The organism is Sorangium sp. So ce124, assembly GCF_051525235.1.
Lineage (GTDB): Bacteria > Myxococcota_A > Polyangia > Polyangiales > Polyangiaceae > Sorangium > Sorangium atrum.
The window spans coordinates 3,259,184-3,277,244 of sequence record NZ_CP150312.1 but is presented as its reverse complement, the minus strand read 5'-3'; the positions used below and the strand labels follow the sequence as shown (position 1 = coordinate 3,277,244).

The 18,061-nt window shown below is 71.0% G+C and carries 9 protein-coding genes; 1 reads left to right on the top strand and 8 read right to left on the bottom strand.

Annotated features, from left to right (window positions below):
- Positions 1 to 111 precede the first annotated feature (111 nt).
- Positions 112 to 4,077 (top strand): serine/threonine-protein kinase, encoded by a 3,966-nt coding sequence (locus tag WMF19_RS12525; protein WP_437899296.1) that lies wholly within the window; start codon positions 112 to 114, stop codon positions 4,075 to 4,077.
- Between the two features lie 11 nt (positions 4,078 to 4,088).
- Here WMF19_RS12525 and WMF19_RS12520 read toward each other — a convergent pair whose 3' ends face one another.
- The 8 genes from WMF19_RS12520 to WMF19_RS12485 all read right to left on the bottom strand — a co-directional run bounded on the left by WMF19_RS12520 (position 4,089) and on the right by WMF19_RS12485 (position 17,612).
- Positions 4,089 to 7,970: an FAD-dependent oxidoreductase gene (locus tag WMF19_RS12520; RefSeq protein WP_437899295.1), complete on the bottom strand. Its 3,882-nt coding sequence runs from the start codon at positions 7,968 to 7,970 to the stop codon at positions 4,089 to 4,091.
- Between the two features lie 22 nt (positions 7,971 to 7,992).
- Positions 7,993 to 11,508: a hypothetical protein gene (locus tag WMF19_RS12515; RefSeq protein ID WP_437899294.1), complete on the bottom strand. Its 3,516-nt coding sequence runs from the start codon at positions 11,506 to 11,508 to the stop codon at positions 7,993 to 7,995.
- A gap of 24 nt (positions 11,509 to 11,532) precedes the next feature.
- Complete coding sequence (locus tag WMF19_RS12510; protein WP_437899293.1) at positions 11,533 to 11,952, bottom strand: sterol-binding-like protein; 420 nt, start codon at positions 11,950 to 11,952, stop codon at positions 11,533 to 11,535.
- A 7-nt stretch (positions 11,953 to 11,959) separates the two neighbouring features.
- Positions 11,960 to 13,030 (bottom strand): hypothetical protein, encoded by a 1,071-nt coding sequence (locus WMF19_RS12505; protein ID WP_437899292.1) that lies wholly within the window; start codon positions 13,028 to 13,030, stop codon positions 11,960 to 11,962.
- Positions 13,027 to 13,536, bottom strand: coding sequence for a hypothetical protein (locus WMF19_RS12500; protein ID WP_437899291.1), 510 nt, complete (start codon positions 13,534 to 13,536; stop codon positions 13,027 to 13,029). The genes WMF19_RS12505 and WMF19_RS12500 overlap by 4 nt, the downstream gene beginning before the upstream one ends.
- Positions 13,520 to 14,134: a hypothetical protein gene (locus WMF19_RS12495; RefSeq protein ID WP_437899290.1), complete on the bottom strand. Its 615-nt coding sequence runs from the start codon at positions 14,132 to 14,134 to the stop codon at positions 13,520 to 13,522. Before WMF19_RS12495 ends, WMF19_RS12500 begins: the two co-directional genes overlap by 17 nt.
- A gap of 282 nt (positions 14,135 to 14,416) precedes the next feature.
- Entirely contained in the window at positions 14,417 to 15,589 is a 1,173-nt protein-coding gene (locus tag WMF19_RS12490) for a polyprenyl synthetase family protein (protein ID WP_437899289.1), read from the bottom strand.
- A 148-nt stretch (positions 15,590 to 15,737) separates the two neighbouring features.
- Entirely contained in the window at positions 15,738 to 17,612 is a 1,875-nt protein-coding gene (locus WMF19_RS12485; RefSeq protein ID WP_437899288.1) for a sigma 54-interacting transcriptional regulator, read from the bottom strand.
- Positions 17,613 to 18,061 lie beyond the last annotated feature (449 nt).

Below are 18,061 nucleotides of genomic sequence, written 5' to 3'. Positions count from 1 at the left end.
GCCGAGCGTCCTACCCGATATAGTGACTTCGAAACAGGGCTCGCGGCCCGGTCGCATCGCCCCTGGCCCGCACTGGACTGCGGCGCCCATCGCGCCTGACGAGGAGACCCAATGAGCCTGTCCCCATCGTTCGCAGGGACAGCGAGGTTCGACGTGCGCGCCGAGCTCGGCCACGGCGCGATGGGCACGGTGTACCGCGTGTACGACCGCGAGCTCGACACCGAGGTCGCGCTCAAGACCATGCGCCGCCTCGGCCCCAGGGAGCTCCTCCAGCTGAAAGCGGAGTTCCGGTCCCGGGCCGGCGTCACGCACCCGAACCTCGTCGAGCTCCACGAGCTCTTCGTCGGTGAGGACCTCTGCTTCTTCACGATGGAGCTCGTCGACGGGCAGGATCTGTCGAGCTGGCTCCGGCGGGATCTCGCCCTCTCCGGCGGCGCCGCCGCGGCCGACTCCGCCCTCCTCGGCAGCACGCTCGGCGAGGTCGTCGAGAGCGGCACGGCGCCCGTGGGCTGGGCCCGCCATGCGATGGCCGAGCAGGCGCTCGCCGCCGGCGCCCCGCCGCTTCACCGCGTTCAACCGGCGCTGCGCGCGCTCGCCGCCGCGGCGCCGGCCGCCACGACAGCCGCGTCGTGGTCGCGGCTGCGGCGCGCCCTGGCCGGGCTGGTGGAGGCGCTGCACGCGCTGCACGAGTCGGGCCGCGTCCACCGTGACGTGAAGCCGGCCAACGTGCTCGTGACGCCGGGCGATCGCGTGGTCCTCTTCGACTTCGGCCTTGTCACGGAGCTGCGCGCGGCGGAGGCGGACGGCGGCGCGCAGAGGATCGCCGGGACTCCAGCGTACATGGCGCCCGAGCAGGCGCTCAGGGAGACCGTCACGCGCGCCGCGGATCTCTACGCGGTGGGGGTCATCCTCTACGAGGCGCTCACCGGCGCGCTCCCGTTCTCCGGCGAGGTGGCGACGCTCCTCCACAACAAGGTCCACCTGACCCCGCGGCCCGCGCGCGCGATCGCGCCGGACGCGCCGGGAGACCTCGCGGAGCTCGCGATGGATCTCCTCTCGCGCTCGCCCGAGCGGCGTCCCACCGCCGAGCAGTGCATCGCCCGGCTGACGCGAGGGGGCGACGCCACCGCGGCCACGAGCGCGCTCGTCGGCGCACCGGCCGCAGGGCGGCGCCGCCCGTTCGTCGGCCGCGCGGACGAGATCGCGGCGCTCCAGGACACCGTCGACGAGGTCGCCGAGCTGCGGCGGCAGGTCACTGTGCACATCCACGGGCCTTCGGGGATGGGGAAATCCACGCTCGCGCGGGAGTTCCTCGCGAGCCAGCGCCTCGCCGGCGCCCCGCTGATCCTCGAGGGGCGCTGCCATCCGCAGGAGAGCGTGCCGTACAAGGCGCTCGACGCGGCGATCGACGCGATCGCCCGCTTCCTCGACACCCTGCCCCCGGCCGAGGTCGAGGAGCTGCTCCCGCCGAACGCCCACGCGCTCCTCCGCCTCTTCCCCGTGCTGGCGAAGTTCCCCGCGTTCCGCGGCGCGGCGGTCCCCGCGGCGCTGCCCGAGGCCATCGAGCTCCGGGCGCAGGGCGCCACGGCGCTGCGCGAGCTCGTCGCCCGCGTCGCGGAGCGCCGCGATCTCATCCTGTGGCTCGACGACGTGCAGTGGGGCGACGTCGACTCTGCGCCGCTCCTCGACGAGCTCTTGCGCGCCCCGGCGCCGCCGTTCCTCCTCCTCCTTACGTACCGGACCGACGAGCGCGAGACGAGCCCCCTCCTGCGGCACCTCTCGAGCGTCGCGCGCGACGCCGGGCCGTCTCGGGTCGTCACGATCGCGCTCGGCGCGCTCGGGGCCGAGGAGGTCGCCGAGCTCGCGCGCGGCTTCCTCGGCGACCAGGGGCCCGCGATGCAGCGGCAGCTCCAGGCCATCGTCGCCCACGCGGAGGGCAACCCGTTCATCGCCGGCGAGATGGCCCGCTACCTCGACGCGCGCGCTGCCGGACGTGCGCGCGGCGGCGCCGAGGCGCTGCCGGAGCACCTCGACGCCGCGCAGGTCGTGCTGGCGCGGATCCGGTCGCTCCCGCCCGAGCAGCGGGCCCTGCTGGAGGTCGCGGCGGTCGCCGGCGGCCCCGTGGAGCGCAGCGTCGCGCTCGACGCCGCGGGGCTCGGCGAGCGGGCGCGGCCGCTCGTGGTCCAGCTCCGCGACGCGAACCTGCTGCGCGAGGTCGCTGCTGGCGGCGCGATCGCCATCGCCGCGTACCACGACCGGATCCGCGAGGTCCTCGTCGGCGCGATGGCGGACGGCGAGCGCCGGGCGAGGCACCGCGGCATCGCGGAGGCGCTCACGGCGCGCGCCTCCACCGACTTCGACGCGTTGCTGCTCCACTGGGAAGGCGCGGGCGATCGCGCTCGCGCCGGGCAGCACGCGATCCGCGCCGCGGATCGCGCCGCCGCCGCGCTCGCCTTCGACAACGCCGCCGCCCTGTACGAGAAGAGCCTCGCCCTCCTCGGCGACAGCGCCGAGCGCCCGGGGCTGCTCGAGCGGCTGGGCGAGGTCCTCGCGAACCGCGGCCGCGCGCCCGAGGCCGCGGAGCGCTACCTCGAGGCCGCGGCCGCGCTCACCGGCGCCGGCGCGAGCCGCCGCGTCAGCGATCTGAAGCGGCGCGCGGCCGAGCAGTACATCAAGAGCGGCCGCTTCGAGCAGGGGTGGGGCGAGATGCGCGCGGTGCTCGAGGAGCTCGGCATCCCCGTGCCGGGCTCGGCGCTCGGCACCGTCGGAACGGCGATGCTCCGGCGGATCGCGTTCCTGGCGCGCCCCGTGGAGGTCGAGCGCAAGGTGTTCACTCCGGCGCCGCCCGACGAGCAGCACCGGATGGACGTGCTCTGGAGCGCCACGACGAGCTGGGCGATCGTGAACTACACGCTCTCGGATCTGTTCCGGCTGATGCACCTGCGCCGGGCGGTCGCGTCGGGCAACGCCTCGGAGCTCTGCAGGGCGCTCGCCTACGAGGCGTCCATGGAGGCGCACGTCGGCGGGCGCTTCTTCGACGCCAACGTCCGGAAGCTGCTCGCGAAGGTCGAGCACCTGGCGCAGCGCACGGGCGATCCGTACGACCGGGCGTGGCAGCACCTCGCGCTCGCGAACGTCGGCTACACGAGCGGGCGGTGGCGCGAGACGGCCGAGGCGTGCGCGCGGGCGGACGAGGTGTTCCGCGAGCGGTGCCCGGGTTCGGCGTGGGAGCGCGTCACCGTGGCGGTGTTCTTCCACCAGACGCTCGCCATGCTCGGCGATCTCACGAGGCTGCGCGGGCGGCTCGCGGAGCTCCAGAAGGACGCGGCGCTGCGGGGGGACATCCACGCGAGCTGCGAGGCGTACATCAACGAGCCGGCGCTCGTCTGGCTCGCCGACGACAGGATCGGAGAGGCGCGCGAGCGGGCCTCGCAGGCGCTCGCGGCGCAGTCGACGCGGGCCCCGCGGTGGCCCGTGAACGCGTACCGGCGGCAGCAGTACGCGGACCTCGTCGCCGCCGTCTACGCGGGGGCTTACCAGGGCGATCCCTGGCCGGCGTGGGCGGCGGTGGAGGCGCAGTGGCCGGCGATCAAGGCGGCGTTCCTCCTGCCGTTGCGGATCACCGGGCTCTTCATCCGGCACGCGCGCGCCCGGGCCGCCCTGGCCGCGGCCGCTGCCCTGCCCAACGACCGCTGCGCGCCGCCGGCAGGCGTCGGCCGGGGCTGGACGAGGAGGGCGCTCCTCGAGGACGCGCGGGGGCAGGCGGAGGCCATCGCCCGGGATCCGGCCGGGTGCGCGGCGCCGCTGGCCAGCCTGGTGCGCGCGGGGCTCGCGCGCCTCGGCGGCGAGGGGTTCGCGGCGCAGCGGGAGCTCGCGCGGGCGATCGAGGGGTTCGATCGGCACGAGATGGCGCTCTACCGGGAGGCGGCGCGCTACGCCCTCGGCGAGCTCCGCGGCGGCGCGGAGGGGGCGGGGCTGGTGCGCCGGGCCGAGGCGTGGATGGCGGAGCAGGGCGTCAAGAAGCCGCGATCGCTCGTCGCGGCGATGACGCCCGGGCTGGTGCTCACGCGCGGGTAGCGGCGCGCAGATCACGGGAGCGGCTCGCCGCGCGCGGCCTGGGCCGCGTTGCGCATCTGCTCATCGATCTCGCGGCGGTACCTGCGGAGGACGTCGAGCATCGAGTCCCACCCGCCCTCGGGGTAGATGGAGCGCAGCAGGGTCTCGAACGCCGCCTCGAACGAGTCCGGGAGGGAGGCGCCGAGCTTGTTCGGCGCGGCGCCGGAGATCTTGGCGTTGATCGTGTGGGAGAGGAGCGACGGGATCGTCTCCAGGCCACAGATGTCCCATGGGTGCGGCAGGCCCAGGTCGAAGTTCCGCTCGTCGGCCTGCTTGGCCAGCATGAAATCGGGCATCTCCCAGCGCTCCGGGTTCCAGATCTTGCAGTAGTCGCCGCCCGGCGTCGCCGTGTAGAAGACGCTCGAGCGCATGTGGCGCGCCTCCTCGATGCGCTCCTCCTCGTCTTCGTCCGCGCGCGCCCTCACGGCCTCCCGGTGCCGCGGCGACCACCTGCCAGGGCGCGTGGCGAGCCAGTGATCGAGGATCGCGTTCGCGGCGTGCCGGCCGGACTCGTTCGCGGCCTCCATGGTCGTCATGCGCGTGAAGGTCTTGAGGTAGACGCCGGCGAAGACGAGCTTGTCCCAGTGAACGAGGTAGCCGCCGTGCCTCGCCTGCCACTCGCCCTCGCGCCGCTTCTCCTCGGGGTAATCGGGCGGGAGGTTGAAGGCGACCGGGCTCGGGTCCCACGGCTGGGCGCCCGGCCGGTTGCGCCAATCGGCCTTGATGGGAACCAGGTACGGTGTGCGGTTGCGGACCGGGCGCTCGAAGTCGGGCGGCTCCTTCCCGAACTCGATGTTCCGGTCGATGTGGAACCAGGTGGGGCGCGGCGGGACGCCCGCGAACGGGCTCCCTGTGTGGCTGGGCGGGGCTGCGAGCCGGATCTCCTTCGTGATCTGGCGCCAGACCTCTTCGGCGATCTCGTTCGCCGTGCACTCCCACATCGACTTGCCGACCACGCGGCCGCCATCGGCCTTCGCATCCCAGTCGCAGAGGTCGACGCTGATGAGCGAAGTGAAGCCGTCGCGCTTCTCCGTCGGGCGTCGGGTCCAGAACTGCGCGCTGTTGATCGAGGTCAGGGCCCATGCGGCCTTGTTGAAGAAGACATAGCCGTCGTTGAGCTTGAAGTCTTCCTTCTTGAAGAAGAACTGGATGCCGGACATGGTCTGGAACCTGTCCCAGAGCTGGAGACCGAATTTTCCGGACGGGCTCCGTGCCTTCCCGGGCCCCTCCTCGGGCGGCTCCGGGCGCACCCGCGTCGTGAACCCATCCAGCCCGAGCGGGACGCCGATGCGGCCGCGGCCCTCGGACGCGTTATAGAGATCCCGCGTCACCTCCTCCGCCGTCTGGGGATCGGTCGCGATGACGTAGTAGTCGGACGGATCGGGTTCGGGCCCCGGGCCGCGCTCGTCGTGGGCCTTATCAGGCAGCCACACGTGAGGGAGGATCGTCTCCTGCCCGTTCTCCTCCTTCAGCTCGACACGGACCAGCGTCCCCTGCACGAACTTCACGCCGAGCCGCGTCGTGAGGTAGTGCCTCCACGGGTCCAGCCACGCCTCGCTCGTGGGGCCGTTGAGCGTGCCGTCGACCTTCGCGGCCGGCTGCAGCCAGTTGTAGAAGAGCTGGACCCAGGTGTTGCCGCACGTCCTCGCGTCCCCCCACACCGCGTCGAACGAGGCGAGGGTCCGCGACTGCGTCGTGATGTCCCGCGTGAACCGCTCGCTGTACCTGTACCGATACGTGTTTGTCCTGGGATCGTACCCCTGTAGGTACTCCCACCAGGAGACCATCTCCAGCTCGGCGGCGCGCCGCTTCGAGCTGGTGCTCATATATCTAAGCGTCCTCAGCATGAACTGCAGGATGTCCAGCGGCGTGTAGCCCAGGTCGCGCAGCACCGAGAGGCGTTCTTTCCGCTCGTAGGCGGACTCCGGGGGCGAGCGAGGGAGGATGAGCGGGCTGAGCCCGGTCTGGGCGACGCCCTGGTTGGGCGTCGGTATCACGTTGTCGTACACCGTACGGCCGGTCTCCTCTCCATCCGCATCGAGGATCGGGATCCGGCGCATCGTGTCAAACACGTGATTGTAATAAGAGGGGAAGAACCGGAAGCCGTGCTCTCCGGGAAGCATGACGCGGCGCACGTCGACCACGGCAACGCGGTTGTGCTCGATGAGCCCATCGAGCACGGAGGCCGCGAGCTCGCCCGGACGTCCAGTGCGCAGCTCGAACTGGAACTGGTTTCGGTATCCACTGCGGGATCCGTTGAAGGCGGCCGTCAACCATTCCTTGACGAGCTGCCCGACGACGGACGCACGGGCTACAGCGAGCTCCGTTGCCTCGGATCTGTCGGCCGGGCGTACATCACCGGCAGCGTCCTCGCGCGACGCCGGACGCCGCTCGGCATCGACGTAGCCTGTAATGATGATCCGGTGGATCTCCTTGTCGTCCGTGTGGGCGAGGAACCCATCGAGCGCCTTCTTCAAGGCATCGACCTGATCGGGCGGGAGCACTTCGGTCCCGACCTCGAACTGCACGGCCACCGGGCGCCATGCGCTCGCATGCACACGCAGGACCTTTTCCTTATTCCCTTCGACATTGGCCTGGAATTGATGCATCGCCAGCGACGCTCTCAACTGGATCTTGCGCGTGTTCGCCTCTTTCGCCAGCGACCGTTGCGCCGCCTTGATGTCCTCGGGGGAGGACCCCGGTTTCAACGCACGCTCGGCATTCGGCCCGAACGAGACGCGCATCCGTGCCCCCACGCTCTGAGGGCGCCGACGCTGGGCTTCTCGGTTACTCCTGTCCGTCACCGACGCGGCTCGGCGTGGATCACGTAGCGTGACGCTCACCGCCGCGCTCCCTGGCACCAGCCTGACCTCGCCCATGACACGGAGAATCAGATCCGGGGACTCGCCGAAGCGGGATTTGACGAGCTTCCAAAGGCCTGCCTTGGCGGCACGCAGGTGGCGCTCGGCGAGCGCTCGCGCGTGCGTATGCCCTGGTCCATCACGATCTGCTGTGGCCACGAGCTCGAGCGGGTGGTCCGCCCGCCGAGCCTCGACGATCGGCTTCAACCACTCAACGATCTGCTCTTCGTTTTTTATGCCATTCCCATCGGGGAGCAGCACCACGACGATCTCCTCTTCGCCTGCTCTCTCACCTAATTTGTCGTGACACGTTGTACCCTGCACAGAGTTGCATGTTTCGTCCACGCTCGTCGGTCTGCTCGGCGGGACGATATCGATCTCCAGACTGATGAGGCGCGCCATGGCCGGGTGAAATCGAACGACCTCCCGAACGATGTCCCGGACGGCCTCTGCCCTGCTTTGCGCGAGCTCCGTCGATCCACCCCGGCTATCGGAATCATCATAGCCCTCTATCTCTACCTTCCGCGCCTCCTGAAGGGTAGAGAGGCACCAGTCTAGCTGTCGCATCAGCTTGCCTCGCTCCATCTCGGAGAGCCAGGGGTCGCCTTTGGCGAACCGGATCTCGAGCGTCACGAGGTGGTTGCGGGACGGATCGAGGCGCGCATCCGCTGGCCGGAGGTCGCTCTGGCACCAGATCGGCTGCCGCTCACTGGCATCGTCGCACCGCGCGGCCGCATAATGGGTGCGCGCGACCCCCCCGACGGCCATGTGCAGCTGGCCACGCCTGTCGTAGGCCTTCTCGCACTCCACCACGCGGACCGAGAAGCCACGCTCGGCGAGCTCGTGCGCGACGGTGAGCCCGGCGATCCCAGCTCCGTAGATGGTCACGTGCCGGCCGCCGCGATCCCCTCGCCCAGCCCCCTCTCTCTCTTTGTCTCCCTCCTTCTCTTCGTTCTCTTTCTCTTCAGTGAGGGAATTCGCCATATTCGTCATGGAAGCCTCTTCGCCGCGGAGGTCAAGCGCTCGGGCCCGCGGGGGGCACCGCCTCGTTTTTCAAGCGCGCTTCGATGACTTCGCGGATGCTCATGATCAGCCGGATGATCGCGTCCCCGGCCCACGGCGCCGCCTGCTCGGCGGGCGCGCTCCGCCCGCCGTCGGGTCTCGCCCAGCCGCCCGGCTGCGCGAGCCCCGACATCCACGACATGAGCATGGGCAGGGCCTCGACGCCGACGAGATCCCAGGGGGTCGCGAGCCTGCGCTCGAAGCACCATGCGTCGTAGCGCTTCAGCTGCGCCAGCTCCGGGATCTCATGATCTTCAGGATCCCAGGTCTTGCACAGGGATTCGGCTTCGAGCGCGTCGCTTCGTGGCAAACGCTTCTCGACATGCCAGCTCCCCCCGGAGATCGCCCACATCTCGTCGAACACCGTGTCTTTCCCGCACGCGGGCTGCAGCGGCGCGGCTCGTGAACCGGCAAGGTGGTCTCGCAAGATCGCGTTCACGGCGCGCCGCGCCGACTCGTTGGCTGCCTCCGGCGTCGCGGTCCGGGTGGCCGTCTGCATGTAGGCGCCAGCGAACACGAGCTTGCGCCGCAGCGGGGCGTCGTGGCCGGCGCGGCCCGGCGACAGCGCGCCCGGGCGTTTCTTCCAATCGCCCTTCTGCGGCATGGCGTACAGGGCATCGCAGTCCTCGATAGGTTCGCTGGGCTCCGACCCCGCGCTGCGCCGAGCCTTCGTCTTGCCAGCGGGCCTCGGCTCGTCGCCATGGTAAATGAGGCTATCGTCGATATGGTACCAGCGGGGCCGGTGCGCAGGGGCCCCCTCCGGGAGCCTGGCACGGATGTGAGGCGCGATGCGGCGCCAGACCTCCTCCGCCAGCTCGCGGCGCGTGCAGTGCCAGGCGGTGCGGTCGGCGAGCCGGCCGCTGCCCGCTGGCGTGTCCCAAGCGAGGATATCGACGCTCACCATGCCGGTGAACCCCTCGCGCGCCACGCGCGGCGGTGTGTCCCATAGCTTGTCGCTGGTCACGGCGGTGAGGCACCAGCCGAAGCCACGGACACAGAAGTACACGGGCTCGATCTTCGCGCGCTCATCGGTGACGAAGAAATACTGGATGCCCGCGAGCGGCTTGAGGCGCCCACCTGGCAGCGCGGTATCGGCGTCTGCGTCGAGCCACGTCGAGAGCTGCTCGGGGACCCCGCCGTCGAGCTTCCAGGTGAGCTGGCGCGCCGTCCGAACGCCGGTCGCGAGGACATAATAATCGGCTTCGCAACGCACGTGCCCTCCGGTGCTCACGCCGTCGGGCTCGATGTCCTCGTAGTACGCGATCACCTCGTCTCCTTCTGGTTCGAGGCGCACGAGCCTCCCCTGGGTGAATCTGACGCCCATCCGCCGCAGATAACGTCCCCATGGCTCGAGCCAGGCCTCGGTCGTCGGTGCGTTGAACGCCCGGTACGGCTCCGGCGTCGGGCGGATGGATGTCGTGAGGACCTGCAGGAAGATGTTCGCGCACGTGCGGGCATCTCCGTCATCGGCGCTCATCCCGGTCACGATCCGACAGAGCAAGGAGAGGTCTTCTCGAAACGCGTCCGAGTAACGGTATCGCGGGATACGGAGCCGATTGTCCCGCCCCTCGAGGTACTCCCAGAACGACAGGGACGAGAGCTCCTCCTCCCGGCGCGCCGGGCAGGTCGTCGCATACCGCAGCAGCCTGAGGACGAGCTGCGCGAAGCCGCCGGAGTCGTCGCGCAGGCGTGCGAAGAAGGCGGCGGGCGTCCGGAGGTCGATCGTCTGGACGTCCCGTCGCGCGGCGCTCCCGCCCCAGTCCGACGCGCCACGGCCGAGGAGCGGATTCAGGTTGTCGAAGACCACCCCGGCGTCGGACGTGCCCGGCGCCTTCGAAGACGCGAGGCCAATTCTACGGAGCGTGTCGGCGATGTGCCGGTCGTATGGAGCGACCACGAAGGGGCGGTGCTCGCCAGGCAAGAGCGTTGGTAGGAGGTGCAACGAGCACGTCTCCCTGTCAGATACGGTACCCGGCTCGCCACCGGTCGAGCCCCCCCCTGTTGGCGTCGACGAAACCTTTGACGGCGTTGGCAGGCCCTCGCCCTTCTCCGTCCGGCTCCATCGAAGCCACTCCTGAAAAGCAGCGAGCAAGGTGACATTCGTCTTGTCGGACGGATCGATGGACCACCTGAACCAGCGCGGCCATCTGTGATTTGCCGTCATGATCCGGTAAGCAGCGGTCAGCGCATCGATCTTTTCCACGCCGTCCGATGTCAGCGTTCGGCGTTTAGAGTGAAACTGAATGTCCATGGGCAACGTGGATTCAACGTCGACGGAGACGGTGAAGTCCATGTCCGATGTGCCTAGGGGACGCGCCGCCGCACCGCCGCCAGGTGGCGTCGTGGACTCCGGTCGTTCCGCGCTGTTCCCAAGCGGCGTGGTGGATTCCGGTTGTTCCGCGCTGTCCCGTTCGGTGCTGCGCAGGATGAGCAGCTCCCGATGGGGCTCGGTGCTCACCCTACGGGCCCTCGCGCGAAGACGGTCCTCGATGAGGCGCGCGCCCAGCTCGGCCTTCCTCATCGTATTGACCTCGACCTTGGCCACGGAGGCCTTGATGCGGATGATGACCCACGGGGACCGCGTATAATTGACGGTGACGCGATCGAGGATGCGCCCGACCACCTCGATGCTCCGCTCGCCGTCCTCGGTCAACCGCAGCATCCCGTCCTTGATGCGCGAGTCGAAGCCGATCGGCAGGGGAAAGGCTCTCTCGAATTTCAGGCGCACCGCCGGTTTTCCGCTCGCCCCCACCTCGATGCACCGGAGCACGTTGATACCGGTCGCAGGATGGACCCACTCGGCCCCGCGCTCCTCATCCGTGGCATCTTCGGCGCAGAGCGCCGTATTCGGGGCATCCTCGGCCTTCGACTTGCGCCCGATGGCCAGCGTCAGGTCAGCCTCGATCTGACTCATCATCCGCGCCACGCGTATTCGCAGCTCCGCGGCTCCCTCATCGTCGCCAGGCGCCGGAGATTCATGGCACCCGGTGACGCACAGGCGGTACCAGGCCCGGTTTGCCCTGGTCTCGGCGTCGTTCTTCCTGGAAGGGCAGCTCGACCGAATGGCATCCGCGAGCATCTCCACATCCTTCTGCTGCTCGGGGGTGAGCCGCAAGCCCTCACCCGCCTTACCCTCCATCTTCGCGTCGTAGACGATCGTGATCTCGTAGGACAGCCGAGCGTCGCCTTTCGCCGGCCAGCCCAGGGCGGAGGGCGGCACGGTCGCGGTCGAGGTGCGGATCGACGGCTCCCAGGAGTCCGGATCAGAGAACAGGTCGGCCATCACATACTGCGTCCGCACCCCGCCACCGAGCTCCGGCCCACGCTCCTTGCCTTCCCGGTCGAGCGCCCTCGCCATCTCGATCACCTCGACATCGAACCCGCGGACGATGAGCTCGTGCGCAGCGGTGAGCCCGGCGATGCTGGCCCCGAAGATGGCCACCTTGGGTTTTCGTCCCTCTCTTGCCACGTCACCCTCCTCTCTCCCCGAACCTCACGCCTCTTCGTCGCCCGCGAGCAGCGCCTGAAACCGCTCCAGTAGCCGCGGGAACGACGGACACCGCACAGCGCCGTGCACGTACGTCGACAGCCCGGAGAGGACCTCCACCAGGCTGTCGATCGGCGCCACCGCCTCCACCTCGTCGGCGAGCACCGCGTCCGCGAGCGACCGCCGCGCCTCGAGCACGTCCCGGATGGCCCGCCGGCTCGCCGTGATCGACGCGTCCGCGCCCGCGTCGTCCTCGGCGCCCAGCCGCCGCACGCGCGCCGCCGCGCCCTCGAAGACCGCCGCGAAGATCTCCCCGTCCACCTCGATCCGCACCGTCCTCCCGGCGAGCCGCGCGCACATCCGGGCGTGCGCCTCTGGCAGTTCCCTGGCGAGCGTCGCGAGCGACTCGTCGAGCAGCGCCGCCACGGAGCCCCTAGTCGCGGATGAACTCGAAGACACCGGGGCCCTCCATCTCGACGCGCGCGCCGCGGACGCGGCCCTCCACGGTGACCCGCCCGCTCACCTCGTTGAGCGTGATCACCCCTTCCAGGTCGTGCTCGCTCGGCATCACCACCTGAGCGACGTCCTCCGACTCGAAGCGCACCCGCAGGTCGTCGCCATCGCCGCGCGCGCGCACCTCCATCCGCCGCGGCACGTCGCTCGCCGTGCCGGGCGACAGCATCGCCATGACGCGCGGGATCTTGAGCGGCCTCGTGAGATCGAAGCAGCCGTCGTGCGTCACGCTCATCTCGTCGTCGCGGAAGATCCTGAACGGGTGCGCGCCCCGCCAGAGGAACAGCCCCTGATAACGCGCCACCGAGCGGCCGCGGTCCGCCATCCGCACGTGGACGAGGCTCCACTCGTTGCCAGCGTCCCACGGCAGCGCCGAGCCCCACTCCCACGAGAAATCGTCGCCCCAGAGGAAATGGCCCCAGTTGTGATCGTGGTACGCGGGCGCGGACTCGATACGCTCGGCGCGGCCGCCGACCGAGAGGGTGCCGCGCGCCACGAGGCGGGGCACGAACGCCCATGAGAGGTATCGATCCCGCGAGAGCGGCTGATTCGACGAGAGCGCGGGGAAGGTCGTCGGCACGAGCTCGAGCTCGGCCGCGATCGGGCGGCCGCGCAGCGCTATCGAGAGCAGGTACCGCCCGCGCTCGAAGCCCATCGCGTTGCGGCCGAAGCGCGCGCTCATGCCGCCAGGGATCACGTCGACCTCGGCCCCCTCGAAGCGGTCCATGTCGCCGTCCCAGCCGGCCCCGACGCGCGCGAGCACGATGAGCCGCGCTGTTTCGGCGCGCCTCGCGTCGCGGGCCCAGCGATCGTCGATGAGGTTGAAGTTCACGAGCAGGTGAGCCGCCTCGGTGTGGACAAGGAAGTGCTGCCACTCCTTGTGATCCGCTCTGCCGGTGAGCCGCGATGGCGAGCGCCGGAAGTAGTCGATCCCGGGCAGCGCGGCCGTGATCTCGGGCGACGGCGCGGGGAAGGGCGGCGCGGAGATCACCGGAGCAGATCCCGGAGCTTCGCCGCCTGGACCGCGGGCTCCTGCGCTCCCGCGGCGTCGCGCCGCGCGGCCTCGGCGTGCGCGGCGCGCAGCGGCTCGATCTCGGCCATCAGCGCGCGGCGGAGGGAGATCGCGCCGAGCACCAGGTAGAGGAGCTGATCGCCAGCGCCGCGGCGGTCGCGCGCCGACGTGACACGCTGGGCGCCGTCCGACGGCGGCAGGCCGCGCGCCTCGGGCGCGTCCGTGGGCGGCTCGGGCGCGTCCGTGGGCGCCTCACGCGCGTCCATGGGCGGCTCGGGTGAATCCGCGGGCGCCTCACGCGCGTCCGCGGGCGGCTCGGGTGAATCCGCGGGCGCCTCACGCGCGTCCGCGGGCGGCTCGGGCGGCGGCGGCGTCCCGGGAAGGAACGCGTCGAGCCTGCGGCCCACCGAGATGGCGCCCAGCACGAGGTGCAGGAGCACATTGCGGTTCGCGAACTCGTCGCGGACGCTATCGAGCAGGGGCACGGCCGCCCTCCCCGGGTGCGTCCCGCAGCGCGCTCAGCAGGCCGTCGAGATCGGCCGACTTCGCGGCGCGGAGCAGCGCCTCCAGGTACGCCGAGGGGACGATGGTCTCTGGATCTTCTTCCAGCAGGTTGAGCGACACCGCGTCCCACACGCGCCGGCCGTGGCGGAGCAGATCCGAGGACGCGAGCGCCGCCGTCCACGCGGCGCCCTCGGGGGTCGCCGCGAACCGCCTCCCCTCGGCGATGAGGGCAGAAAAGGCGGCCTGCGCCGCGACCGGGTGCCGGAGCAGGAGGAGCTGCGCCCGGCGCAAGACATCGACGATCTCGCCCTCGCGCGGATCGGCCGTGGCCCCCTCGGGCGGCGCGGCCCCGCCGGCGCTGTCCGGCCCTCGCGCGGAGGCGCGCATGGCCGGCGCGACGAGGCGCTCGATAAGGAGATCCTGGATGCGCCGCATCTCTTCATAGATGAGCGCCTGGATGCGGATCCAATCGAACATCGAGGGCAAAGGTGGCAATCCCGGCGCGGGCGCGACCCACCATGGACTGCCGGCGGCGCCCGGCGACGGCGCGCCGGCGTCCTGCGCCACCTCGGGGCCCACGGCAGACTCACCGCCCGACGACCCCGGCGGCGTGGCGCCGCGGGGAGCTCCCGGAATCGGTCCTCCCGGAAATAGCGCTCCAGGAAGCGGCCCTCCCGCAAACGGTACTCCCGGCAGCGGCCCTCCCGCAAACGGTACTCCCGGCAGCGGCCCTCCCGCAGACGGCGCTCCTGGAAGCGGCCCTCCCGAGAGCGGTGCTCCCGCAAACGGCGATCCCAGGAACGGCTGCGCCACGCTGGCGCGATAGGCCTCCGCGAACATCCGAAAGATCTCTTCCATCACTCACCTGACGCGATCGAGCACATACGAGACCAGAGCCTCCAGGAGATCGCGGTGCGCAGACGGCAGCAGCCATCCTTTGCAGTCGTCGAGCGCGCGCTGGGCCTCTTCCACCCAGGCGCGCGCCACCGCCCGCGCGTGCTCGATGCTGTCGTATCGAGCGATCAGCTCCTGCAGAAAGCGTACCTGCTCGGTGGTCTTCACGGTATCGCCCCCGCGGTGCGCCTCTTCCAGCGCGGCGCGCACCTGATCGCGCCCGGTCGGGGTCAGCTCTCCTCGATCGACCAGCCGCGCGAGGGTCGCGTCGATCGCCGGAGGCACCGCCGGCTCCCCCTCCACGCCGCGCGGGCGGGCCAGCGACAGGATCCGCGCCGCCTCGGCGCGCTCCTCCGGCGTCGCGTGGCGCATCATGTGGAGCAGCATCAGCGTCCGCTTGCCTTCCCAGAGGTCGCCGCCGATCTCCTTGCCGTACTCGCCCACGTCGCCGGCCAGGTTCAGGACGTCGTCCTGGATCTGGAACGCGACGCCCAGCCTGCGCGCGAACTCGGCGATCCGCTCGGTGCGCTCGGGATCGAGGCGCGCCGCGATCGCGCCGAGCACGACGGGCGTGATAAAGCTGTACCAGCAGGTCTTCTGCTCCACCATGTGGATGTAATCGTCGTCCGAGAGGTCCCAGACCTCGCGGCGCACCCAGTCGAGCTCGAGGGCCTGCCCCTCCACCGACTCGCGCGTCATCCTCGCCACCGCCTGGAGGATGCGCAGCGAGGGGCCCAGCCCGATGACGCCGACGTTGTCGAGGAGCGGCTGGAGCGAGAGCGCCAGCATGGCGTCGCCCACGTTCACCGCGACGGGCACGCCGTGGGCGCGGTGAAGCGTCATGCCCCCGCGGCGCATCAGCGACTCGTCCTCGATGTCGTCGTGGATGAGGAAGGCGTTGTGGTAGAGCTCGAGCACGGCGGCCGAGCGCACGACCGCCTCCAGCTTGCCGCCGAGCGCGCGGCACGTCGCGATGCAGAGCGCCGGCCTGAGCCCTTTGGCTTCCCGGAGGGGGTAGTCGAGCATCAGCTCGTACAGCGCCCCGCCGGAGCGCCGGTCCGCCGGGATGATGCGCCGGATCTCCGCGGCTGCGAGCGCGCGGCACTCCTCCAGATAGTGAATCAGCTCTGCCGGTGTCATCGCCGGGATGGGTCGCTCTGCGAGAGGCGCGGGCCCGATTCCTGGAGGTGGGGTCGAACGGCCACGACGGGCATGATGGTCACAAATTTCACTCGTGATCGGAATCGCGAAGGGAGACTCCGGCGAGGATCCTTGCGCCGTGGCGCCGTTATTTCGATTTCCTTGGGTCGTCGCCGGGACCACGGGCGGGGTGCTCTTCCAGTCCGAGCTCGCGCAGGCGCCTCCGCAGGCCTCTCTCGGAGACCTCGAGCCATTCCACCATCCGGTCCACGTCGCCGGAGCACGTCGCGTGGGCGCGGGAGATGTCCTCGGCCGACAGGGACCCGGCCGTGCGGAAGCGCGCGTTGCCCTGGATGACGGCGTACAGCGACGCGCGCGAGATGCGGAGCAGGCTGGCTGCAGCGGCGAGGTCCCAGCGGCTCGCGCGCAGGGCCTCCGAGACCTCGTCCTCGCTCAGCTCGGCCGGCTTGCGGCGCCCTTCGGGGTGCGCTGCGTCGAGCGGCGACGAGGCGTCGCGCGGCGCGGGCGCCGGGGGCGCGCTGCTTCCCGCGGCGAGCCTCGGCTGGGCCGGAGCAGCAGGATCGCCCTCCGGGGGGCTGGAGACCGGCGCGGCTACCCCGGCCGGCGGGCTCGTTCCGGACGCGGCTACCCCGGCCGGCGGGCTCGTTCCAGACGCGGCTCCGACGGCCGGGCTCGCGTGCATACCGTGCAGGAGCCTCGCCACGCTGGGAACGAACTCGACCCGGCTCCGGCCGCGATTGCCGATGACGAGCTGCCGCGCGACATTGCGGAGCTGCCGGACGTTCCCCGGCCAATCGTAGTTGACCAGGCGGGCGACCAGCGAGGCGGGGAGCCAGAGCTCCCCCTGCTCCGGAGCCGAGCGGAGGCGGTGCGCCTCGCCGAGGTGTGCGAGCTCCTGCTCGCAGAAGTGCAGCAGGAGAGATCCGATATCGTCACGGCGCTCGCGCAGGGCAGGCACCCAGAGTTCGTAGGCGGCCAGGCGGTGGAGCAGCGGCGCGCGGAAGCTGCCCTCGGTGATCTTGGTGTCGAGATCGGCGTCCGTGGCGGCGAGCAGGCGCGCGTCGATCTTCTGCGGTCGCTGCGCCCCCACCGGCTGGATCTCGCCTGTCTCCAGCGCGCGGAGCAGCGCGACCTGGATCTCCTGAGGCGCCTCACCGACCTCGTCGAGGAACAGCGTCCCGCCGTGCGCCTGAGCGAAGAAGCCGGCGTGACGCCGCACGGCCCCGGTGAACGCGCCGCGGTCGGCGCCGAAGAGCTCCGAGACAGCGAGCGTGCCGGGGATGGCGGCGAGGTTCACGGCGACGAAGGGCCCGGCGCGGCGCAGGCTCGCGCCGTGGATGGCGCGGGCGACGAGCTCCTTCCCGGTCCCGGTCTCCCCGCGGATGAGCACCGGGACGTCGAGATCGGAGACGCGACGGATGTCCTGGCGCAGCCGCTGCATGGCGGCGCTCTCGCCGAGGAGATCGGCGCGCACCGGATCGTCGCCCAGGGTGACGAACATGGTACCGGTCGCGATCGCGGCCCGGGTGAGGTGCAAGAGGAGGACGACCCTGCCAGCGAGCTCCAGCACGACGCCGCGCTGGAGGTCGTGGGCGGAGAGCTCGATCGCGCCGCGCAGCGGCTCGCCCCCGACCGCGACGTGCGTGCGGCAGTCGCCGCGCTCGAGCCGCACGCCGCTCCCGTTCGCCGTCAGGAGGAGCGGGCCGCGGCTCAGGTTCCGGTCAGCGAGCGGCTCGGCGTCCGGCTGGCTCCGCGAGGAGAACGCGGGGCTGACGCGCGAGAGCAGCACCGGCTCGCCCGCGGCGAGCTCGTGCAGCACCGCGTAGGCGCCGATACGCTCGATCAGCGGATGGTAGGCGATCGTCAGCGCCGGGACCAGGACCGGCTGGACGAGCCCTTCGTCGACGGCTTGCGATCCACGCCAGGTGTCGAGCGCAGCCGCGGCGACAGCGACGGTGCGCGCGGGATCGGTCTCGGGATCAGGGGCCGTGCGATGCACCATCGAGCCAACCGCGGAGTGTAGGGCGGTTCGCCGCCCGTCCGCAACAGCGGACGAACGGAACAGGCCGGGTAGAGTGAGCGCACAGCGCAGGGGCGGCGCGCCACGTGACCGAGGGCGGCGGCGCAACGGCGCGTCACCGACGCGTCGGTTGCCGGCCGACGCGTCGGTGACGCGTCGGCGCGCACAGAGGCCAGCAGTCTCGGTGATCTGCCGGCTACCGTACCGCTGACGCGTCAGCTCCGGGCCGACGCGTCACCGACGATCCGCGCAGCGGCTGACCGGTAAGCGCTTCCCGGCGCCTGCTCGACGCGGGGAAGCGATTTCGCCCCGAAGCAACGAGGCACGTCCCTTGCCGCTGCAAGACGACGAGCGCCGGACCGCTGAGCGACAGCGGGCTGCGTCTGATCGCGTTGAGCCCAGGCGAGCTGCAACGCTGCGCGAGGAACGAA

Coding starts and splice junctions, on each gene's coding strand:
- WMF19_RS12525 (WP_437899296.1), top strand. CDS start 112: ATGAGCCTGTCCCCATCGTTCGCAGGGACAGCGAGGTTCGACGTGCGC.
- WMF19_RS12520 (WP_437899295.1), bottom strand. CDS start 7,970: ATGACGAATATGGCGAATTCCCTCACTGAAGAGAAAGAGAACGAAGAG.
- WMF19_RS12490 (WP_437899289.1), bottom strand. CDS start 15,589: ATGACACCGGCAGAGCTGATTCACTATCTGGAGGAGTGCCGCGCGCTC.
- WMF19_RS12485 (WP_437899288.1), bottom strand. CDS start 17,612: ATGGTGCATCGCACGGCCCCTGATCCCGAGACCGATCCCGCGCGCACC.